Genomic DNA, 22,843 nt, shown 5'->3' on the forward strand with positions numbered 1-22,843 from the left:
ATTTGACAGTAGCGCTGTAGCGACATAGCTGAGGTGGAGAAATAAGGTGGAGAAATAAGGTGGGGAAATAAGGTGAGAAAATAAGGCGGAGAAGTCGTTCAAGAAATATATTCCTCTTAAGTATCCTTGCCTGACACTGTACAGTCAAGCCACACTTCCACGTAGCGATGCCCATCCTTAAAAAATATGAAAATACATTGCGTATTTTTACATATCGTGACATCCAAACCGCAACCTCCTGCGTTAAGCCCTTATGTGTATCTGCGCCGCAGATTCCGGCCTGCCCTCAGAAAGCCAACAATGCCTGCATTTCAGCAATATTCTCTTCGCCTGGCGCTCGCTGTGTTGCTCTTGTGCCAGCTCTTTACGAGTGACTCGGCGCTGGCCCAGGAAGATCCTCCGAGTCGGGTGGCGCGCCTGAGTTACACCCAGGGCAGCATCAGTCTGGCACCGGCCGGCAGCGAGCAATGGATAGTGGCCGACCCGAACCGGCCACTCACTTCCGGTGACCGTCTGTGGGTACCGGCCGGTGCCAGAGCCGAACTGCACATGGGTGCCAGCAGCCTGCGTCTGGCAGAAAACACCAGCCTGAGCATTAGTGAGCTGAGCGACAATCACCTACAGTTAAGCCTGACTGCCGGCACCCTGGTATTACGTCAACGCAGCCTGGGCACGCAAGAAGTGGTCGAGATCAATACCCCGAACTTTGCCTTTACCTTGCAAGAAGCAGGAGAGTACAAGCTCAGTGCCTATCCCAACGAGAGCCGCATCATCGTCCGACGCGGAACCGGGATTGCCTATGGGGAAAGCGATAGCATCACTCTGCACGAAGCCGAACAAGCGAACTTCTCAGGCAATAATCTGGCGCACAACAGCATAGATAGAATGCCGCCCTACGACAGTTTTGATCTGTGGGTGAATGACAGAGATAAGCTGGAAGATAATTCGGTCTCGGCACGCTATGTATCACGTGAAGTGATCGGCTATCAGCAACTGGATCAGCATGGCACTTGGGAGACCCATGCCGAATATGGCGCGATCTGGATTCCGCGCACTGTCGATGTGGGCTGGGCGCCGTATCGCAACGGTAATTGGGTCTGGGTAGCACCCTGGGGCTGGACTTGGGTGGACCGCGCCCCCTGGGGTTTTGCGCCTTTCCACTACGGGCGCTGGGCGCATATAGGCCCACGCTGGGCCTGGGTGCCAGGCCCCTATCTGCATCACACTTCGCCGGTGTATGCACCGGCGCTGGTGGCCTTTGTCGGTGGCGCACCTGGCGTGCATCTGAATCTGAACATCAGCACAGGATCGCATCCGCATCCAGCCTGGTTACCGTTGGCGCCCGGCGAGGCCTATCGTCCGTATTACCGTGGCAGTAGCGGCTATATTGACCGTCTCAACCAACATCAGGACTATCGCGCCAGCGTCCAGCAAAATAGTTCGCAAGAACGCGATCATCACGGCAGCCGCCCCTATCAAAATCAAGCTATACAGAATGCCATCAGTTCTATGCCTGCCAATCAATTCCTGCGTGGCCAGGCCAGCAGCTTAAACCCGGCAACGTTGGGATCGCCATTCTCGCAGAGCACAGCTGCAATCGCACCGGCGACAGCACGGCCACCATCCAGAGAGAGTATCTACGGCAACGCCAGACGGCTCAGCGCACCTGCAAACGAGCAATGGCTGCAGAGACCGGTAGTGCAGCGCCCGGACTCAGGCCGCATTAGTAGAGATGGTGAGCACCAGGCTGCATCAAACAATGAAAGATATACGCCACGCTATGGCGCCAGAATCGCCACTCCGCCTGGCGAAAACCAAACCACGCCAGCCGAGATCAGAACCCGCGCCAGCCCAGTCATGTCTACGCCCGTCGCGGCCACCCCGGAACGCGCCCGCAGTAATGCGGTCGACTACCGAGCCCCTGTCAACAACCATGTCAACCCAACTTCAAATCCAGCGGCGGCAAGCGTAGCGCCAGTCAGCAGATCGACACCGGGCTATGCCGGATGGACCCAAAATAATCCGGCTCAAGTGATCTTGCAAGAGCGTGAACATGCGCGCGAACCAGCACATGAACCTGCACGCGATGCCGAACGCCAACGGGAACAATTGGAACGCCGTACCGAACACCCGTCATCGCGTCGCAATGAAAACGAACGTGAGAACTATGGAGTGCGCTACCAATCATCCGGCAGCAATCAAGCAGAACAAAATCAAAGGCGAACAGACGCGGCCAGAACAGCGCAAGAAAGCAATAACAATACGAGAAGCACGATAGCGCCGGCAATAAACAGCGCGCCGACAGTAAGGCCGGAAGCGGCGCACACCAGCCCGCCGCCAGAAATTAAATCAGCACCCCAGCCACGCCCGGAACGCGCCGGCATCGCCGAACCAAAAGAAAATCCGCGCAATACGCACAGACCTGGCCAGGCCAGAGAGCAGGAACGATAAGTGCAACAACTACCATTTCCAGTCGCGCTAGCACTGCTGCCGGGGTAAGAAATTTGTCGAGCAATGGCAGAGCTATGCGCAACATCCACGCGGCCTGCAGGCCGAAATGCCGCCACCAGGCGCATCGATATTGCGCAAACGTCTGTGGGTGTGATTATTTATTGAGCTTAGTCAAATACCTGTCGATCACTTCCAAATTGCCGTTGGCTTGTTGTAGTTCCTGTCCCAGGCTCAGGGCGAGCTCGACATCTTTGATAGGCATACCTTGCAGCGCCAGCGCCTGGCGATTTTTCTTCGCGTTATTTGTCGGGCTGGCATCCAAGGCCGCCGAATAATTCCAGAGCGCGAAAGCGACGATCTTATTCGCAAGCACACCCTTCCCATCGCGATACAGTACGCCCATATTATTCAAAGCCAGAGGATCATTTTGCGCTGCAGCTTTTCGATACCAGCGCAAGGCCTCGGAATAATTTTGCGCGACACCAGTGCCATTTTCGTAAAGCGCACCCAGATTATATTGAGAAAACGAGCCACCCTGTTCTGCCGATTTTTTATACCATTTGGCCGCTTCTTTGCCATCTTTGGCGACACCCTGACCGTTTTCGTACATCACACCCAGATTGTATTGGGCGTACATATTCCCTTTTTCTGCCAGCGGTCGCATTTCCTTCAACGCTACTGCGTAATTTTTCGCATCATACGCTGCCGCCCCCTCATCCATCCCTGCCCAAGCGTAGGCGCACACGCCTATCGACAGCAGCAATACCGCAAAACTTTTTAATTTCATGATGCACCGTATGAGTAATTTGACGTGCGTGTATTTTACGGTGCATTCAGGCTAAATATGCTGCTTGCACGCTCATAAGCATGCACTTTTCAGCTCTGCGTCAAAACGCAACGAGGTGGCTGCGACGCAGATATGCTAGTGCGGGGACAGATACAGACGCATCACAAAAGCTGTCATCTGTATCTTGACGCAGTTTGGCAGCGCTCCTAGACTAGCCTCACTTTATACCCACCGTTAGATCCACATGACCGAACTACTACCTTTGATGACGTATTGTTTTGTGATGTCGGGCACCCCGGGGCCAAACAACGTCATGCTGGCCAGCTCGGGCGCGAATTTCGGTTACCGCGGTGCGCTGCCGGCGATACTAGGAATACAGTTTGGCGTCTTCGTACAAACGCTGGTGGTCTGTATCGGTCTGGGTAATGTCTTTATCGCCTATCCACAAATCCAGCAAGTGCTACGTATTGCCGGAGCCGTCTATCTGGTGTATTTAGCGTGGAAATTAAGTGGCGCAACAGTGGGAGAGGCGCACGCCCCCACTCCTGTTTCATTCGCTCAGGCGGCACTATTTCAGGCACTTAATCCCAAGACCTGGGTCAAGTCTATTACCATCGCCTCGGTGTTCATGCCGCTAGGCCTAAGCGCCAGCAGCGCTGCGCTGCTGGTCTCGGTTGTCGGGACATTGGTAGGTTTTCCGTGTAGTTCTATGTGGGCCTTATTCGGGGTGGCAATACGCGGTTTGCTGCGCGATCCACGCAAACAGCGCGCGTTCAACCTGACGATGGGTGCGACCCTGCTAGTGCTGGCCGGTTTATTTTTACGCTAAACTTCCTGCTGTGATGATGCTAGCTAAATCCTGAGAGAAGAACTTTTAAGCAGCGGCGGCGATTACTGTAGAATTAATTGACTATGTAGACTAGCTCCTGCTCTTCTGCCAGCTACTTCCCGGCCTGGATACTAAGCACATGTTACTCGTACTAAAAACTCTGTTCGAGAGCGAGTTATTAAGTATTCGCCACGCCATCGCACGCCCCGCATCCAAACTCTGCAGTGAGCTCAGGCATGCCAGCGCCGACGTCTTTTTATTGCCGATTGCCGGACTGTTTGCCAAGCATGACAGCCCCAGGCAACATTTCATTGCCAACCCTAATCACGCTTTGTTCTTTGGCTGCGGCCAGGCGTATAGGCTCAGCTTCCCTGGCGGTATCGGCGATGAATCTCTGCTATTTGAATTCTCGCCAGAAGCGCTCTCTAAGCTAGTCAATGAAACCCTAGGTCTGCCGGATCTACGCTCCGCCGCGCTCAATCGGCATTGCCTGCTAGCGCCAGCCACATTGCTGGAGCGCGAGCTGCTCTGGCGTCATTTAACGCTAGCCCAAGGCAAGCCGCTTGCGATAGAAGAACTCAGTGTGACAGTGCTCACTAAGGCCCTGCAAACGGCCTGTAAAGATAGCAGGCTTGCCGAACGCGCCAGACAGGTGCTGAGCGTAACTCGCAGACGCCAGCAAGTGGAGACCGTGAAAGAAGCGATTTCGCTCCAGCCTATGCAGGAATGGACACTCACTGAGCTAGCGTGCCTGGCCGAAACTTCACCCTATCATCTGGCACGCATCTTCAGGAGCGAAGTTGGCTTACCGGTGCATCGCTACCTGATACGCACGCGGCTAGGCCAGGCTTTAGAGACTATGCGCACGCAGGATCAGGATCTGACGGCCATCGCCCTAGATTGCGGCTTTGCTCATCACAGCCACTTTAGCGCCAGCTTTCGCTCGGTATTTGGCTTGACGCCCTCGCGCTTACGCACGCGCATGCGGGTCTGAGGGGAACTTCTAAAAACCCGTTAATCGGGATGCAGCGCAAGGCGCAAACCGGAGCAATACGTCGGTATTGCGGGGATCGTATTGAGCAATCGACGCCGCGACGCGCCCGAGTATAGGGTTTTTAGAAGTTCCCTGAGCAGCGCGCCATCGCTAGACGCTAGTATCGAGCAAGATCCTGATAGCGCAAATAATTCGCTTTCTTTAAGATACAAAGATATTGCTACTTTCAGGGAAATGTTATGCCGCACTATGTCGCCAACAAAACCTTGCTGGCTCAACCCGGCAGCCTGATACTGCTGGCCCTGCTCCTGTTAGCTTTTCCCTTTTTTGCCGCCCAGTTCGGTAATGCATGGGTGCGCATCATGGATCTGGCCTTGTTGTACATCATGCTGGCACTGGGTCTGAACATCGTGGTCGGTTTTGCCGGTCTGCTCGACCTCGGTTACATCGCGTTCTATGCACTGGGCGCGTATATGACGGCACTGCTGGCCTCACCCCAATTTGCGCTGGTACTCGAATCTATCGTCAACCACTATCCGCTGCTAGGGAAGGGCTTGCTGTGGCTATGCGGGCCTGAGATTGCGCAAAACGGCATCCACTTATCGGTATGCTTCATCGTTCCGCTGGGCGCGGCCTTAGCGGCATTTTTCGGCGTGTTGCTGGGTGCACCTACGCTCAAACTGCGCGGTGATTACCTGGCCGTGGTGACTCTGGGCTTTGGCGAAATCATCCGTATCTTTATCAACAACCTCAATGCCCCCATCAACATCACCGATGGTCCGCGCGGCATCAATATGATAGACCCTATCCGTATCTTCGGGATCTCGCTGGCGGGCGAACCAGGCTCGGGCGCCAATCTGGATCTGGGCGGATATTCTATGCCCTCGGTGAATGCCTATTACTTCTTATTTCTATTTTTGTGCGTAGTGATCGCCATTATCTCTATACGTCTACAAAACTCGCGCCTGGGGCGAGCCTTTGTGGCAATCCGCGAAGATGAAATCGCCGCGATGGCGATGGGCATCAACACCCGCAATATTAAATTACTAGCCTTTGCGCTGGGCGCCTCTTTTGGTGGTGTGGCCGGGGCCATGTTTGCCTCGTTTCAAGGCTTTATTTCGCCGGAATCTTTTTCGCTGAGCGAATCGATCACGGTACTGGCTATGGTCGTGCTGGGCGGCATGGGGCATATTCCCGGCGTTATCCTGGGTGCGATCTTACTCGCCGCTTTGCCAGAAATTTTGCGCTACCTGGTTGTGCCCATACAGCTGCATCTATTTGGACAGCTAGTGATAGAAGTCGAAGTCTTACGTCAATTGCTGATGGGGATGACGATGGTCCTCATCATGCTGAAACGCCCTTGCGGCCTATGGCCCAGCCCCAGGCATGAAGACCGCCTAGGCCCAGAGCCAGATCCCGCCACCTGCAGATCATGCCCGTAAAAATGAGCGCCGGCTATGCGGCGCTGCTGGTGGCAGTGATAGGCGTACTGGTGAGCCTACCATGCAATTCACTGTGGGCCCGGATCGGGGTGGCGCTACGTGGCCTGCTACACGATCCACGCAAACAGCGCTTATTCAATCTGACTATGAGTGCCACATTACTGCTGCTGTCCGGTTTATTTTACGCTAAACCTCATCCAAGCTAGCAGCGTCCGCCGCTGCTAATCGGCAGATCACGAGCACATTACGCGCCTAAAAAACTTAAATGGCATGCTGCCAAGCCGCATATCCGATGCGGGCTGCAGGCCAGGCACGCCGGAGAAGCGCATGAAATATGCGCGCTGGCAGGGTGCATTTTTAGAATCTTAAACCGCCATAGATAAGCAAGAAAATGCCTTTGAAGATTTTTATCTTGGTCCTCAGCTAGCCGCAACAAGATTAGCTGAGGACGGTGTTGACTATCGAGGGCTAGCTAGTCGGCCTGATCTTGAATTGGCACAGACTCGCTTGGCACTTGCGCTTTCACGCCCGCAGCATCGGCCACTGGCACGAGTTTCTTGGGTTTGTGTCGCCACAGGCCGTCGCTGCTGTAGGCGCTCCAGCCCCACTTGAGCCAGGCCAGTAAAGACCAGGCTAACCACAAGGCCCAGGCCAGCATCAGAGCGCGATACAGCATGATGGGCAGGCTGAGGACCCACGCGCCTTGCAGCTCTTTGCCGGACCTATCCAGGTACCAATTGAGCTTATCGTAGCTGGAATTATTCCCGGCTACTTGCATGTCTGGATAGCCCAATAAGCCGCCGCGTACCGCCTCTAACAAGACTCCTAGCATGGCCAGACTGAGTAGCAGTAGTGCCACTTGACGCCAGTTAAACAACCAGGTGGCGCTGGTTGTCGCGAGCCCGCTGCGGCCGGATTTTCCGCGCATAGCAAAGGCAAAAAACCAAACGATGACGATACTCGCAGCCCACCATTGCACTTGGGTCAGACCGAGCACCAGCAGTATCCAATGCCGGGTCTGCATAGGCACGCCTGATTGCCGACTAACGCGTCCTAGCACCACGGCCACGGCCAGCAAAACGAGCAGTTTGCCCCAGAATAAAATCGCCGGGCCGACGCCGGGGCCGCTACTGAGCAACAGCCAACGATCGTGTGGCATCTGCAGGCTGAGGCGGCTATTCACACTGGCGATATTCAGATCGACGCTTGCCGTGGCATAGCTGAGCGCCATGCCTTGATCGAGACGCCAGCGCACTTCTAACTCTTGTTTGCCGGGTAGGATGGGCAAGATGAGCTGGCGGCCGTTGGCGCGTATCGGCCTGACCTGGCCATTGATACTCACGCTTTGCAAAACCGCGCCTGGCGGCAAGCTGATACTGTGATCGCCACCGCGGCTACTACGCAGACTGAGCGCGAACAGATAGTCGCTGGCGCGCGCGCCTGGAGTGACTAACAAACGTGAATGATCGATGGTCAGGGTTTGCCCTACGATTGCTTGCGGCCGCTCTATACGCAGTTTTAGCACTTCGCCCGGCCATGGGTAAAACGCCAGATCAGCGTCGCCTCCTGCCGCCATCGCCACTGGCGCTATGCCATTGGCAGCGACATGCCACATGGTAGAAGCCGCTATCACCCAACTCTCTACCCATGCGGTATTCGGGATCGCAGTGAGACTTAACTCAGGCGCTTGCGCCAGAGTCGAACTCCAGCTCAGACTAGTCGCTTGCGGACCCAGATTGACCAAGACCTTGCCGTCTTTCACGATGACCCCGGCACTAGTGACCGCCTCGCCCGGTAGTAAAGGGATCTCGACCAAAGCCGGCACACCCAGAGGTGAATCTCTTTGCACCGTGGTCTCTACCCGCCACAACAAATCAAGTACCAGCCGTCTTTGCACCCGCAACAAAGGCGGTAGAGGCTGGGCCTCGCCTATGCTGCCGGCCTTGACGCGGCGCGACAGTTGCAGAGTATCGGCGGCCCCGTTGTCGTCGGAGATACCGGCCACATCCCAACCATCGGCATTGATATCGACGCGTCTTGGTTTGCGCGGCAAGGGCAATTGCAGGGTATCGCGATTACTCAGCTCACCGATCAGCTCTACCCTATGTTTACCAGCGGCGGCCAGCAACCACAAACCACCTTGCGCATCCTTTTGTACATAGGCAATTTTTCCATCGACTCTGGCCTCATGCGGCAACCAGTGTTTAGCACCGCCCGGCAAAGGCAGGGCGCTGTCGATCGCCGCATCGACCTCTAAACTAAGCCTGAGGCTAGTGCCGCTTAATTGCAGCGAGAGTCTGGAAATATCCACGCACTCAGGCAGGCAATCGGCCGGGCGCGTGAGTTTCTCACGCAACTCGTCGAGTTGTTCTGTACTCGGCGACTGCGCTTGCGCATGGCCGCTAGCGAGCGCTATCAGTGCCACGGCCAGCGCGGGCGCGAAGACCGCAATGGACGGTATCAAATGCGCCGATTTAAAACCGCCCGCAGCAGGCTGTGCTGGCGTACTCGCAGACCCGGCGTCCGGGGTATCCGGCGCGCCTTTGCGTTTACCTATTTCTGCCACACACCACAGCAATAAACCCAGGCACAGCAGGCGTAGCAGCACCACCAACTTATTCATCCAGGGTGAAAGTAACCATAGATCGAGTTGCTGATCCTGACGCACTGGGCCATCCCAAGTCAGACTATAAGTATTCCAGCTCCAATCCGGTAAGCCCGGGCCGGTTTGTACTTTGGCGTTTGGATCTATGCTTTGATATGGCTGATATTTTGCCAGTGGGGCAGACAATTTTGGCGGTGGTGGAGGAATCTCATAGACCTTAGATTTCAGCGCCAGCGATCCGGCCAGCCTGACGGAAGCGTCCCGCTTGCCTTGTTCGCCCTCCTCATCCGCCATAGACTTGTCTTCACTGATACTCACTTCAGGTGCTGCCGCTACTTCGATCGCCGCCGCCACTGGCGCTGCAACTGGCGCGGCGGGTGCCGCACGCTGAGCAAAGTTCATGTTAGTGCCGTATTCTAAAACCGGATATAAAGCGCCGCGTAGTTGTGCCGTGGCGAACACCAGACTAGTCATGAGCAAGATGAAGAAACTCAGTCGCTGCGCCCACAGCATGCCCTCTTTAAAGCGCCCGGCCGGCAAGGCCCGCATCAACGCCACCGTCGCCAGCAAGATTATCCACAGATAGCGCGGCGCGTCGACTTCCTGATAGGTCAGGATCAGCAAGAGTAATGCGAGCGCGCCCCACTTGCGGCCCCACAACTGGCCCACCGCCAAAGCGATCACCAACACCACAAAAAAATCGAGCAAATTCCAGGCCGAGATCCAGGCGCCTTGCGCATGATCGGCACCGCCTGCATGCAGTAGACGCCAACCGGCAGGCAGCGATAAAGCCATGCTGAGCTGATCCACATCATGCTGCCAGCCTAACGCGGGTAAGCGATGGCCAACGTTAGTCAGCACGCTGTCAGCGCTCATGATCAAGCGTCCGCGCTTGACCTCGACACCAGCCAGATTATCACTACCACGGGTAATCAATTGATCCTGACCGGCGATATCAACACGCCCTAATTGTGCCAGCCCACCCATATTCAAACGCGAGGCACGACTGATATCGCCGTGCAGACGATCGCTGATGGAGATAACACTACCGTCAAAACTCATCCATAACTGCCGCTCCAGCGCCAACTTATCCGGTGCCGGTTCGCTATCGCCGCGACGGATTTCTTTCAGGCCGAAACTGCTATCGGAGCGCATTAAAAACGCTGGCAGACTGCGCCACTCTGGCGGCAAACTGGTTTGTTGCGGATCGACCGCCTCTGGCCCGATCACGCTGGCGCTACGCAATAAGGGCGCGGCCTCAAAGACCCAGACTTCCTCAGTTGCCAACAGTGCTGCTGAAGTTGCCGCTGTTGGCGCTGTTGCCGGCGGTAAGTTTAGGGTTGGCACAGTGCCAGGATAACGTGCCAACAATTGTATGTCCCACACGCCAGCACGCGCCTGCACTTTTAGACTGCCGTCGGCTTCTAGCGTGACCGGTAGCATTGCGCTTAATTGTTTAGGGATCATGCCCGCCAACAAGGCTCGCCCCAGCACTAGCTCACGACTTTTTCCCGATACTTCCAAGCGCAAACGCGTTTCCACTTGCAAGGGTATGCCGTCTATCACTTTTCTAAATACCCGCACTTGAGCTTGCTCCTCGCCTTCGGTATCGGTCCTGCGTTGCAACCAGAGCCGATTGCTTTCATCGCGCACCGGCAGGTTGACCTGGCGGCCATTCAGCTCCAAACGCAAAATCCCGGCCGTCAGCGGCAAGGCCATAGATTCAGGTAAAGCGCTCCAGTAAAAACGCCCGCTCAGCTTGTGACTACCGACACCCAGCTTGAGCGCCGGCAAGCCATCGCGACTGAGCACCGCACTGGCCTTGCCGTCCACACTGAGCTCTTGCGGCCATTGCTGCTCATCCCCTGGCAAAATCAGCCACGTGTCTTGATATACCACCCAGTCTTGCGCGAAAGTAGCGCCGTTCGCGCCCGCCTTCAATTCTAAAGTGCCACCCCAGGCACACTGGCGCGTATTCACATCGTTGAACTGATGCGGACAGGTGGCGTCAGGCACGCTGTCGAGTACCCAGGGCACCCAAGACTTGAGCGGATCGGGAATCGCGCTACGCGGAAATTCGGCAGCATGGGCAGTTAGCATCGCGCTAAAGATGAAGGCGACTAGGCCTATCCAATGTTTAAGCATAAATATTTCCAGGTAGGCAGACTCGATTGATCTGGGGTGGGCGCGGCCAGCAGGCTAGCGACGCAGGCTCTGGTTTAGACTGAGGAAGATTATAAAGGGCTTCATGCTCAATTTTTGCAAGCCACACAACAAAAATAGCTGAAACAACATTCGGACTACGCAGAAAAACTGCCACGCGCAGCAGATTTGCAAAGCTATAGGCCGGACGCGCATATTCCATGCGGGTTTCCAGCCTATCTGGTCTGCAGCCCGCATGGAATATGCGCGCTGGCGGCATGCCATATTTTTGATGCAGGACGTTGTTACTGTTCAGCCCGCCTGACAATCCGTATCGATCTGACGAGAATCGGAAAACCTCAATCTACCGCTTTAACTAAGTGCGCAACTTTGCCTTTAAACTCCGCCGAGTCACGCACTTTGCCCTGCAAACGCCAGACTTCACGCACGCTCTGGCGATATTTAAGTTCGAAGGCTTTATTAAAAACCGTGTAATACGGTTTTTCTACCAGAGGCGTGTTGACTCTTTCTACCTTAGCCTTCAGGTCGGCATCACGCAAAGCATCATCAGCTTCGGTCGTTTGCAGCGCTGCCCCCTGCAACTTACCACTGGCCACTTGCTTGAGTAGCTCATCGGCCTTCGTCATGCTGTCATCGACTTTGACACCGAGTTGTTTTAACTGCGCGATGATAGAAAAGCCGGTTTGGGCACCGATAGATCCCGTGGCGCCATTCACTTTATGTCCGTCAAAATCGATACTTCCGCCTTTTTGCCGATACAAAGCATAGGTGGCGCGATACATACGTTTGCTGGCATCCGGTTCGCCATCCATTTTTAGTGGGAAGGCAGCGAATTCGGCGCGCTCTTTCGAGTAACTGGCATTAATCGCCCCATCTACCGCGCCGCTCTTGACATCATCCATACATTGCTTCCAGGGCCGCGCCACCAGCTTAATCGGCAGCCCTAACTGTGACTCGATTTCTTTCATCAGTATCATGCTATAGCCGGGCTTAGCCTTGAGTATCCATGGATAGGAATCTTCATTCTCGTGACACAGGGTAATACTAGTGGGATTGGTTTGCGCCAGACTGAGACTGCTGCTGGTCACAGCTAACAAGGCGATAATAAGGGAAAAAGAAGAGCGAGCTATCATGAATTTCTCCTGAGGCTAAGTATGCGGAATGCGCACCTCATAGTAGCGCCTGCAATTCTTAAAAACAAGATTTCCTCATTCAAACCCAGCCAATTGAAACACTTACACCACGCAAGCAGGGAAGTGTAAATTGACCTGCAAGCCACCGCTAGCCGGGCTACGCACCTCGATCGTGCCGCCCAATCTTTGCATCAGCGTGTACACCACATGCATCCCCAAGCCAGAGCCACCCTGCCCAAAACGAGTGGTAAAAAACGGCTCGAACATACGCCGCAAGACCTCTGGCGTTGCGCCCACGCCATCATCACTAAAACTCACATACAAATCTTTGTTGGCCTCCCCTTCCAGGTGGGCGACGATGCTGATGGTGCCGCTACTACGATCAACAAAACCATGTAGTAAGGCATTCATGAGTAAATTCGAAATAATTTGCGAGAGCATTCCCGCGGGCAAACGCACCAAGAGATTATTCACTACCTCGGTAATGACTTGCACCTGGCGTTTCTTCAATTCTGGTTGATGGGCAATACAGATACCGGTCAGGTAGTCATACAAATTCAAGTCACTGAGTTCATCAGTATCCTGAGTAATGGCCAGCATACGGAAGTTACTAATCAGTTCGCTGGCTCTATGCAAGTTACGCTCTATCAGCTCGGCCCCGCCGACTAACTGACTACTCGCCTCAAGCAGACGTTTTCTATCGATATTTTCCGCCTGAATTTGGGGTGCCAACTCATTGGCATAGTCACGTAAAGCGGTGACGGTGGTGAGTGCATTTCCTACCGGGGTATTGATGGCATGCGCAATCCCTGCCACCAGCGAACCGAGAGCCGCCAATTTTTCACGCTGCAGCAATAGATCGCGGGCATTGGCCAAGGCTTTAGTGCGTTTCTCCACCAGTTCTTCGAGTTCAAGTTCACGCCGCCGATGTTGTAATTCAGCAGCACAACGGGCAGAAAATATCGATAACAAAGACAGTGCCATCAGGCGCTTGTTCTCATCGATAGGCTTGGTATCGAGCGCAACGAGAATTCCTAGTGTGGTGCCATCGGTGCCGACCATAGGCATGCCGACATAGCTTTGCGCCTGCATATCGACAAGTAAAGTGTCCAAGGGATAGGCGGCTTGAATATCACAAGGATGAAAACACATACTTTGATCATTCACCTCACTGCATGGCGTGTTTTTCAACGAATAGGTCAGATTATCCATATAGTCCTGACCCGCCCATACCGCCAGGGTACGATTAGCCTCGTCGCCATCGACGTTAACGATTTCTCCGACAACCACATAAAACACATCGAGCGCAACTGCCAAATCCTTGACGAGTACGCGAAAAAACTCATCGCCTCGTGCGCGCGAAGTAGACAACGTAATCGAACGCAAAGAAGCTTCCGCCAACTTTCGTCTTTCGCTCTCATCAAATAGCGCCGATGGCACCACCATAGGAGAAACTTGAATATTCAGTGTTGAATTTTCCATCTGAGAGTTCTTTCAAAAGTTAATTACTCCTAAGCAATACTGAATATTTGTCTGTCCCAGTTAATACAATGTATAAAAAACATCTACCTAAGCCCAAGTATATGAGTAAAGTTAAAATTTACAAGCACGTGCGCCTACGCAGATGACACTGACATAGTTGCTCACCTGTTTTTGGTTTGTTGCCGGTGTGCCGATTTCTGCATCATTCAGCAGCGAATTATCAAGACACACGCGAAGGTTTTTTGTAAGCTAGACGCATGAAAAAAATATCCATCATCGACTCCCATACCGGCGGCGAACCTACCCGTCTGATCGTAGCGGGCGGCCCTGAGCTTGGCTCAGGCCCATTGGCGCAGCGCCTGGCGCTGTTTAAAGAGAAGTTCGATCATCTCCGCAGTGCGACAGTGTGTGAGCCGCGCGGCTCCGACGTGATCGTCGGTGCACTGGCCTGCGCGCCGCACGATCCTGCTTGCAGTGCAGGCGTGATATTTTTCAATAACGTAGGCTACCTAGGCATGTGCGGGCACGGCATGATAGGTTTTATCGCCACTTTGGCGTATCAAAATAAAATCGGCCTAGGACATCACAAGATAGAAACCCCGGTCGGTGTGGTAGCGACCGAACTGCACGCGGACGGCAGTGTGACGGTGCATAATGTGCCGGCCTACCGGCATCAGAAAGATGTGAAGATCACAGTGCCCGGACATGGCGAAGTGAGCGGTGACGTGGCCTGGGGCGGCAATTGGTTTTTTCTGATCGCCGAGCGTGGCCAGAATCTTAGTCTGGCCAACGTCAACGCATTGAGCGATTTTGGCCGGCGTGTCAAAACCGCGTTGGCAGAAGCGCAGATTACTGGCCAGGACGGTGCCGAAATCGATCACATAGAATTATTTGGCGCACCAATAAATCCCGCCAACGATAGCCAAAACTTTGTGCTCTGCCCCGGCAATGCCTACGATCGCTCACCCTGCGGCACCGGCACTAGCGCCAAACTGGCTTGTCTGGCGGCCGACGGCAAACTGGCAGAAAACCAAATCTGGCGTCAGGAAAGCATTATCGGCAGCGTGTTTGATGCCAGCTATCAAATACTGGAAGCTGCACCATTACAAAAAATCCTGCCTAGCATCAAGGGCCATGCCTATGTGAACGCGGAGGCGACTTTATTACTGGACCAACGCGACCCCTTTGTCTGGGGCATCAGAAATTGAGTAGTTATGCAAACAACGTGATCGTGGTCGGTGCCGGCATCATAGGTTGCGCTTGCGCTGCTGCATTATCCAGGCAAGGCATGCATGTCACCATCATAGAAGCGGGCATCATTGGTGGCGGTGCGACCGCCGCCGGCATGGGCCATCTGGTGGTGATGGACGATAATCCGGCCGAACTGGCACTGACTAGTTACTCCTTAGAGCTTTGGCGCAAGCTAGTTGCCAAACATGCAGCCGGCCACGAATACCATGCTTGCGGCACGATCTGGGTCGCCACCGATGAAGAAGAAATGGCGGCGGCAAAACTCAAACAAGAAACCTTGCTGGCGCATGGGATAGCGTGTCAGATGCTCGACGCACAGGCCCTGGCAAAAGCCGAACCATGCTTACGTACTGGCTTGGCGGGAGGCTTAAAGGTGGCTGGTGATGCCTTGGTGTACCCACCAAAAAGCGCCCAGTTGTTGCTCAATCTGGCGCTGGGGCATGGCGCAAAATTAGTACAAGGCGAAGTGAGTGCCTTAGTTGCGGGCGGCGTGCGCCTAGCCGACGGCAGCGTTTATCTGGCATCCGAAGTTGTGATCGCCAACGGTATCGCAGCGGCCACTCTGTTACCTGAGCTCCCCTTGCGTTACAAAAAAGGGCATCTGTTAATTACTGATCGCTACCCCGACTTTATCCGCCATCAACTGGTGGAACTGGGCTACATCAAAAGTGCTCATGCCTCGGATGGCAACTCGGTTGCCTTCAATCTACAAGCGCGCCCAACCGGGCAAATTCTGATAGGTTCGTCACGCCAGTTTGATGTCAAGGACAAGACGGTGGAAAGCGCAATGCTAGCCAAAATGCTAGACCATGCGCTGCAATTCGTACCAGGTTTAAGTGAGCTCAAAGCACTGCGCAGCTGGACCGGATTTAGGGCCGCCAGTCCTGACGGATTGCCGCTGATAGGCGAGCACCCAGAGCGGCCTCATGTGTGGCTGGCGACTGGTCATGAGGGGCTTGGAATTACCACCTCGCTGGCAACGGCTGAACTACTCACAAATCAGATTTGCGGTCTAAGCAGCCAGATTGATACTGTGCCCTATTCACCTTCACGTTTTGAGTTAAGCGTTCAGCAATCGACATGACAGACACTATTTCCATCAGGATCGACGGCCAAATACTGCAGGTAGCAAGCGGCATCAGTGTCGCCGCGGCTATCGCGCTGGCGGGACATACTTTTAGCAGAATCTCCGTGAGCGGACAACCGCGAGCGGCCGTCTGCGGGATGGGCATCTGCCAGGAATGCCGGGTCAGTATCAATGGCCGTGCGCAACAACTAGCTTGCCAGACTTTGTGCCAGGAAAACATGCAGATACAGCTAGCCAAGCCGGCTGCAGCAAGTGAGGTCTTGACATGAAAACCGATATTCTCATCATAGGTGCTGGACCGGCCGGATTGGCAGCAGCACAGAGCGCGGCACAAAGCGGCGCCAGAGTCGACGTGATCGACGATAATTTTCGATCCGGTGGGCAGATTTGGCGCGGCGGTGCAGATACAAACCAGGATCAACGAGCGCGCGAATTATGGCAAAATTTACGCGAGAATAACAAGGTTCACTTCCATTTCCAAACGCGGTTAGTACATGCAAAATCGGCGCAAGAGATCCTGACCGAAGACCATCAAAAAGCCCGGCTGTTTGAATGCCAGAAACTGATACTAGCCACCGGTGCGCGCGAACTACTGCTGCCGTTCCCTGGCTGGACCTTGCCCGGCGTGACCGGCGCGGGGGGCTTGCAAGCGCTGGCAAAGAACGGCTACCCCGTCGCGGGCAAACGCATCGTAGTGGCCGGTAGCGGCCCCTTGTTATTAGCCGTAGCGGCTAGCTTGATAGAACGCGGCGCTCTGGTCACCCATATTCTGGAGCAGGCCAGCCTGCCACAACTGGGGCGATTCGCGCTTTCGCTACTGGCGACACCACGCAAGCTATTCCAAGCCTTGCAATTAGCGAAAAATTTAAGCTCGGCTAGCTATTCCAGCAATAGTTATGTGATCGCAGCCCATAGCGATGCCAATGAACAGCTCAGCACCATAAGCATCAACATCCAGGGCCGGCAGCAGAACATTGCCTGTGATTATCTGGCTTGCGGCTATGGCTTGCTGCCCAATAGCGAGCTAGCTGCCAGCCTCAATTGCGCACTCGATCTCACTGCCAGCCATCCCAAAGTAAAGGTCGATCAATGGCAACGCACTAGCATAGAAAATGTGTATGCCGCGGGTGAAAGTACCGGAATAGGCGGTGTCGATCTGGCATTGGCCGAAGGGGCTATCGCGGGCTTTGCCGCAACTGAGGATGAACAAAGTGCGCGTGATTATTTCAGGCAAAAACAAAGCGGCTTGAACTTTAGCCTGAAGCTAAGCCGACATTTTTCATTACGGTCTGAGCTGCTGCAATTATGCGCGCCAGACACTCTGGTATGTCGCTGTGAAGACGTGTCTTACGCGCAATTGCAAGGCCATAGTAATTGGCGCAGTGCTAAGCTGCATACGCGTTGTGGCATGGGTGCCTGCCAGGGACGTATTTGCGGTGCTGCCGCACAGACCTTGTTTAACTGGGACAAAGACGCTGGCCGTTTGCCATTTGCCAATGCCCGGATTGCCAGCCTGTGCGAACTGCAAAAAGACTCTGCTTAGCCAGCGCAGCTCGGCCCAGCTTAAAAATCTTTTTTCTGCATTGTATCAATCGTATATGCCGGCGCATCGCTGGGCAAATGATGCTCGGACAAACGTATTTTCAAAGCAAGATCGGTACTGGAGTCGGCATTTTGTATCGCCACTTCGGCCGAAATTTTTCCTGCCTGGTAGAGCGCAAACAAAGACTGATCAAAGGTAACGATGCCTTCTTCATTACCCTTGGCCATCGCGTCTTTAATCTCGCCAAGACGCCCGCGTTGCATCAACTCAGAAATGAATGAAGTTTGCAACAAAATCTCTAGCGCCAATACCCGCTTCTGCTTAATCGCAGGAACCAGTCGCTGAGACACTACGCCTTTTAAATTCATCGATAAATCAAGCAAAATCTGCTTATGCGCGTCTTCCGGGAAAAAATTAATCAGTCGGTCTATGGCTTGGTTTGCGTTATTCGCATGCATAGTAGAAATACATAGATGACCTGTTTCTGCATAGGTAATTGCATGCTGTGCAGTTTCGCGATCGCGAATTTCACCTATCATAATGACATCCGGTGCTTCTCTTAGGGCGTTGCGTAAGGCCTCGCCAAAATTGAGTGTATCGATCCCCACTTCGCGCTGATCCACCATGGAGCGGGCATGTGGGAACAGAAACTCGATCGGGTCTTCTATAGTTAAAATATGCCCCTCGGCGTTGGTAGATCTATGCTTGATCATGGCGGCCAATGTGGTACTTTTTCCGGATCCCGCAGCGCCGACTACCAGTACCAGCCCACGTTTAAGCATGGCTAATTCGGCCACCTTAGGCGGCAAGCCCAGGGTTTCAAAATCAGCTATTTGTGAGTTAATCATACGCATCACCATCGCCACTTCACCGCGTTGATGATACACATTGATGCGATAACGTCCCAAATCCTTGCAGGACCAGGAAAAATTACATTCCATGGTGGTGGCAAATTGATTTCTTTGCTCTGCCGTCATGATGTGCTCGGCGATTTCTTTGACTTCCCCGACGGCCAGTTTAGGCACATTCAGTGCAAAAATCTGACCGTCGACTTTTATACTTGGAGGAGCTCCGGTGGTAAGAAATAGATCGGAAGCAGAACGATCCACCATCAGCGTTAGATAGGTATTCATGTTGGTCATGGCAATTCCTTGGTAGCAGATTTTAGCGTTCATGACTTGCGTATTTAGAAATCAAAGTATCTACCTCGCAAGCAATTCATAGTGAATAAAAATACCTATACGTCAAGAGTAAATGAGACCTTGTTTTTTTATTTGTCGCAGATCAATGAAGTTAATTTCAAGCGCTACGAAAACAACAGGTCCTCCCAAAATAAAAATACTCCCTCATAGCAGTAACAGGCACACCATTGAAAAAATACCTCACTCTCCGGCAGTAAACATTGCCCCGATGAAAAAAATAGCGTAGTTTTTATAGAGGTTTATCATTTTTATTGTATACCTCGCAAAAAGGAAAGCAATCATGATGGATATCAGCGTTACCGTCCCCAAAACACTCCTAGGCCTAGCAGCAGCCAGTATTTTCCTCGGTCTAATTACCCCCGTTTCAGCGCAAGAGGAAAAATCTAATTCAGATCTGAAAATTTCCGGTTTTCTTTCCATTGTCGGAGGAAAAATTCTCAATGGAAATATGGATGCAAATTATCTTGGCCCTTCTCAAATAAATGGAAGTAATTGTCCTTGTTACACCGCAGACTGGAGTAACGCCGGGGTTTATACGGATAGCGCATCCCTAACCCCTGAATCGCGCGTCGGCATCCAGATCACCTACAAGATGAACGCCAATACCACCTTTGTCGGTCAGCTCGCCAGTCGCGGAACAGATGGTACGCCCAACGTCCAATGGGCTTATGGCGGATACAAGCTCAATCAAAACTGGGAAATTCAAGTCGGCCGTAAACGCATCCCGCTTTACTATTATTCTGACTTTCAAGACATCGGTGTCTCTTACCCATGGATCAGCCCACCACCTGAGCTATACGGATGGGAAGCGACCAATTACAACGGCGCTAGCCTGCGTTACAACGGCAATGTCGGGGATACCAATGTGAGTACCAGCATTTTTATGGGGTCTGAGAAAGTAAAAGATTCTTTATATCAAAAACTCTACTACCCGGGAAAAACCGAAGTTACCTGGAAAAATTTAATTGGTGCCGACCTTGAAGCCAACAATGGTCCTCTGACAACCCGTCTGATTTATATGCAGGCGGACGTAAGAAATCAAAACATAGAGATAGGTCTCGATAGCTCTGCGGCATTAAATGCGTTAGGTATTGCGATCAACCTTGATTTCGAGAATTGGTTCGTGCTATCTGAAGTGACCCAATTGAAACGTGAATTTAAGGCCAATCAATATACGGTAACTGCTCCCGCATTTACCATTGGTGCTGGTTGGCGGATCGGCCAATGGACACCATTTATCAACTATGCCGAATACTCAGAAAAATCGAGTGATCTTGCGCAATATTTGCCTCAATCATATAAGCGTAGCTCGCTGACATTACGCTATGACCTGGGGTCAAGTAGTGCAATCAAAGCGCAAATTGATAGAAATACCGACGTCACGAATAATTTTGGCGGAAATTCGACCTTATTTCGTATCAGTTATGACCGCGTATTTTAATGAGGGGTAGATCAAAATGAAAAATATTGTCCAATTTTCTTTACTACTAGTCAGTATGCTGATGGCTCATACCTGCAGTGCGCAAATGGTCGTCGTCGCAGGCATAAACAGTCCGGCGAAAGTGCTCACACGTGAACAAACGGCATCGCTATTTCTTGGTAAATCATCGCAATTACCTGGCGCAGGCATTCCAGTATTGATTGATCAAGTTGAAACTGTCGAGGCACGCCAAATGTTTTATACCAAAGTAACGGATAAAACAGCCGCACAAGTAAAAGCCGTATGGTCTCGTTTAGTTTTTTCAGGTAAAGGATCTCCACCAAAAGAGGTTGCCAATAGTGCGGAAGTAAAAAAATTGGTTGCAGCCAATCCCGACGCCATTGGTTACATCGAAAAAAGTGCAGTCGATGGCACGGTGAAAATATTATTCACCATCGAATAAGCTAACATTTACAGCGGCCAGAAAATCAGATTTTCTGGCACTTTCATTATATTGTTTGGTGTCAACACCGCACCAAGTACTTAATCGACTTGACTAAAAGCGGCGCATTGCTAAATACAAAGACATATCGTCATTTCAACAACTCACATATTGATGTTAAGCAAAAGACGATTTGATTTTTCATGTCAAAGTCAAGACATCGCATTTACATTCATAACACCAACATTCCAAGCATGAGCACGCCTGAAAAAAACAAAGGCCGGAACCACTTGCATTGCGCTAAAAACTCCAGTGAGTTGCAGCAATTGCTAAACACACAGAATTCACATCATCAAAAACTCGGACAATTTTTACTCGACGAGCAATTGGTCACAGGCGAAAATCTTCGAATCGCACTGAGTTTGCAAAACGTTTCGCCAAAAAGAAGATTGGGCGAAATTCTCATCGACATCGGTGCGATCAGCAAAGATGCTTTAGATCATTCGATACTGGAGACCCTGGATCTGCCAAGAGTCGCCTTAGACGAATTTGATTTCGATACCAAAATTATTGGACTTCTCCCGGTCCAATTAGCATTGAAACTACATGTGCTGCCGCTCATGCTCAATGACGATGTACTGATACTGGCGACCGCTAATTTGCCTAGTCCCCAATCCTTAGAATTATTACGCTTTACCGTAGAGCATGCTTTACGGTTTGTGCTCACGAGTGAGTCTGAGATAGAACAGGCAATAAGACTGAACTACCAGGAATCGCAGACGGTACAAGAGTTAGACATTCCCACACCGGAATTAGTCGACGAACAAAAAATCTGGCGTGATGCCGAACAATTGGCAAAAGAAGCGCCACTAGTTCAACTGGTTAACTCAATTATTCTCGATGCAATCAATCAACGCGCCTCGGATATCCACATACGGCCTAGCAGCAAAACCTTCGAATTACTGTATCGCATCGATGGCAGTCTGTTGTCGATACGTCAGTTCAAGTCCAGCTTACTGCCAGCCTTTGTGAGCCGTATCAAAATACTCTCCAACCTGAATATTGCCGAGCATCGCCTGGCACAGGATGGCAGAATAAAGATCAACGATAAAGGCCAGGCTGTAGATTTAAGAATATCGATTATTCCAGTCCAATACGGTGAAAGTATAGTCATCCGTATTTTGAATAAGAGCCAGGGCTTGCGCAACATCGATGACATAGGATTTAAGACTAGTGACAAAGAGCGTTTTTTAGATTTGATACATCGCAGTTACGGCATTATTTTGGTCACAGGCCCTACCGGCTCGGGAAAATCCACGACCCTGTATGCGGCCTTGCAAGAGGTGGGGAAAGATAAACTCAATATCATCACGGTAGAAGATCCTATCGAATATGAATTAGCGAACACCCGGCAAATCCAGACTAACCAAGCGATTAATTTCGGTTTCCCGCAAGCCTTAAGACATATCCTGAGACATGATCCCGACGTCATCATGATAGGAGAAATGCGTGATGTTGAGACCTGTAAAATCGCAGTAGAGAGTGCCTTGACCGGGCATCTGGTGTTTAGCACCCTGCATACCAACGATGCCGCGAGTGCCTTAGTGCGTTTAATGGAAATAGGCATCGCGCCCTACCTGATACGCTCCGCCGTGATCGGTGTACTGGCACAGAGGCTGGTGCGTCGCAATTGCCCGGATTGTTTACAGGAGGAACCAATTGCGGCACTGATGCGTAAAAATATGGGTTTAGACGAAACCGAGAAATTTTATCGTGGCAGCGGCTGCAAGAGCTGCCGCCACACTGGATTTAAGGGACGATTGGCGATCTATGAATTACTCGTCATGGATGAAGAATTACGCGCAGAAATCAAGGCCGGTGTCGCCAGTGAAGAGTATCGAAAACTGGCACTCAAGAATGGCATGATCAGTTTGCCCGTCAACGGGGTTGAGCAGGCGCGTAACAAGCAGGTCTCGATTGCCGAAGTCTATCGCGCCTGTATGTAGCTAGCG

18 protein-coding genes are annotated in these 22,843 nt (G+C 52.4%); 12 read left to right on the forward strand and 6 right to left on the reverse strand.

The genetic code is table 11. From position 1 onward, the window contains the following. Positions 1-300: 300 nt before the first annotated feature. Positions 301-2,451, forward strand: coding sequence for a DUF6600 domain-containing protein (locus ACO0K8_RS17165; protein ID WP_422947881.1), 2,151 nt, complete (start codon positions 301-303; stop codon positions 2,449-2,451). A 154-nt stretch (positions 2,452-2,605) separates the two neighbouring features. Here ACO0K8_RS17165 and ACO0K8_RS17170 read toward each other — a convergent pair whose 3' ends face one another. Next, positions 2,606-3,238: a tetratricopeptide repeat protein gene (locus ACO0K8_RS17170; protein WP_422947882.1), complete on the reverse strand. Its 633-nt coding sequence runs from the start codon at positions 3,236-3,238 to the stop codon at positions 2,606-2,608. Positions 3,239-3,482: 244 nt separating this feature from the next. Between ACO0K8_RS17170 and ACO0K8_RS17175 the strand changes: the two genes are divergently transcribed. From ACO0K8_RS17175 to ACO0K8_RS17190, 4 genes are all read left to right on the forward strand, one after another. Next, positions 3,483-4,067, forward strand: coding sequence for a LysE family translocator (locus tag ACO0K8_RS17175; protein ID WP_422947883.1), 585 nt, complete (start codon positions 3,483-3,485; stop codon positions 4,065-4,067). Between the two features lie 139 nt (positions 4,068-4,206). Then, complete coding sequence (locus ACO0K8_RS17180; RefSeq protein ID WP_422947884.1) at positions 4,207-5,061, forward strand: helix-turn-helix transcriptional regulator; 855 nt, start codon at positions 4,207-4,209, stop codon at positions 5,059-5,061. Positions 5,062-5,300: 239 nt separating this feature from the next. Next, positions 5,301-6,503: an ABC transporter permease subunit gene (locus tag ACO0K8_RS17185; protein WP_422947885.1), complete on the forward strand. Its 1,203-nt coding sequence runs from the start codon at positions 5,301-5,303 to the stop codon at positions 6,501-6,503. Next, entirely contained in the window at positions 6,494-6,709 is a 216-nt protein-coding gene (locus tag ACO0K8_RS17190; RefSeq protein ID WP_422947886.1) for a hypothetical protein, read from the forward strand. The genes ACO0K8_RS17185 and ACO0K8_RS17190 overlap by 10 nt, the downstream gene beginning before the upstream one ends. 266 nt (positions 6,710-6,975) lie before the next feature. Here the strand turns inward: ACO0K8_RS17190 and ACO0K8_RS17195 are convergent, their stop codons facing one another. From ACO0K8_RS17195 to ACO0K8_RS17210, 4 genes are all read right to left on the reverse strand, one after another. Then, positions 6,976-11,253, reverse strand: a complete 4,278-nt coding sequence (locus ACO0K8_RS17195) for a hypothetical protein (protein WP_422947887.1) — start codon at positions 11,251-11,253, stop codon at positions 6,976-6,978. Beyond that, positions 11,246-11,473 carry a hypothetical protein gene (locus ACO0K8_RS17200; protein ID WP_422947888.1) on the reverse strand — a complete coding sequence of 76 codons (228 nt, stop codon included), beginning with the start codon at positions 11,471-11,473 and terminating at the stop codon, positions 11,246-11,248. Before ACO0K8_RS17200 ends, ACO0K8_RS17195 begins: the two co-directional genes overlap by 8 nt. A gap of 136 nt (positions 11,474-11,609) precedes the next feature. After that, entirely contained in the window at positions 11,610-12,404 is a 795-nt protein-coding gene (locus tag ACO0K8_RS17205) for a substrate-binding periplasmic protein (protein WP_422947889.1), read from the reverse strand. Positions 12,405-12,506: 102 nt separating this feature from the next. Continuing rightward, positions 12,507-13,886, reverse strand: coding sequence for a sensor histidine kinase (locus ACO0K8_RS17210; protein WP_422947890.1), 1,380 nt, complete (start codon positions 13,884-13,886; stop codon positions 12,507-12,509). Positions 13,887-14,143: 257 nt separating this feature from the next. Between ACO0K8_RS17210 and ACO0K8_RS17215 the strand changes: the two genes are divergently transcribed. The 4 genes from ACO0K8_RS17215 to ACO0K8_RS17230 are packed head-to-tail and all read left to right on the forward strand — an operon-like array spanning position 14,144 to position 17,767. After that, positions 14,144-15,094: a 4-hydroxyproline epimerase gene (locus ACO0K8_RS17215; protein ID WP_422947891.1), complete on the forward strand. Its 951-nt coding sequence runs from the start codon at positions 14,144-14,146 to the stop codon at positions 15,092-15,094. Continuing rightward, entirely contained in the window at positions 15,091-16,221 is a 1,131-nt protein-coding gene (locus ACO0K8_RS17220; RefSeq protein ID WP_422947892.1) for an NAD(P)/FAD-dependent oxidoreductase, read from the forward strand. The genes ACO0K8_RS17215 and ACO0K8_RS17220 overlap by 4 nt, the downstream gene beginning before the upstream one ends. After that, complete coding sequence (locus ACO0K8_RS17225) at positions 16,218-16,493, forward strand: (2Fe-2S)-binding protein (protein WP_422947893.1); 276 nt, start codon at positions 16,218-16,220, stop codon at positions 16,491-16,493. Before ACO0K8_RS17220 ends, ACO0K8_RS17225 begins: the two co-directional genes overlap by 4 nt. Then, positions 16,490-17,767 (forward strand): FAD-dependent oxidoreductase, encoded by a 1,278-nt coding sequence (locus ACO0K8_RS17230; protein ID WP_422947894.1) that lies wholly within the window; start codon positions 16,490-16,492, stop codon positions 17,765-17,767. The genes ACO0K8_RS17225 and ACO0K8_RS17230 overlap by 4 nt, the downstream gene beginning before the upstream one ends. Before the next feature lie 20 nt (positions 17,768-17,787). Here ACO0K8_RS17230 and ACO0K8_RS17235 read toward each other — a convergent pair whose 3' ends face one another. Beyond that, positions 17,788-18,909: a PilT/PilU family type 4a pilus ATPase gene (locus ACO0K8_RS17235; protein WP_422947895.1), complete on the reverse strand. Its 1,122-nt coding sequence runs from the start codon at positions 18,907-18,909 to the stop codon at positions 17,788-17,790. Positions 18,910-19,249: 340 nt separating this feature from the next. Between ACO0K8_RS17235 and ACO0K8_RS17240 the strand changes: the two genes are divergently transcribed. The 3 genes from ACO0K8_RS17240 to ACO0K8_RS17250 all read left to right on the forward strand — a co-directional run bounded on the left by ACO0K8_RS17240 (position 19,250) and on the right by ACO0K8_RS17250 (position 22,837). Continuing rightward, the gene (locus ACO0K8_RS17240; protein WP_422947896.1) at positions 19,250-20,410 is read left to right on the forward strand and encodes a hypothetical protein; all 1,161 of its coding nucleotides are present in this window, start codon (positions 19,250-19,252) and stop codon (positions 20,408-20,410) included. Between the two features lie 16 nt (positions 20,411-20,426). Beyond that, entirely contained in the window at positions 20,427-20,852 is a 426-nt protein-coding gene (locus tag ACO0K8_RS17245) for a hypothetical protein (protein ID WP_422947897.1), read from the forward strand. A 233-nt stretch (positions 20,853-21,085) separates the two neighbouring features. Further along, positions 21,086-22,837, forward strand: a complete 1,752-nt coding sequence (locus ACO0K8_RS17250; RefSeq protein WP_422947898.1) for a GspE/PulE family protein — start codon at positions 21,086-21,088, stop codon at positions 22,835-22,837. Positions 22,838-22,843 lie beyond the last annotated feature (6 nt).

The organism is Undibacterium sp. Ren11W, from assembly GCF_049340485.1.
Lineage (GTDB): Bacteria > Pseudomonadota > Gammaproteobacteria > Burkholderiales > Burkholderiaceae_D > Undibacterium.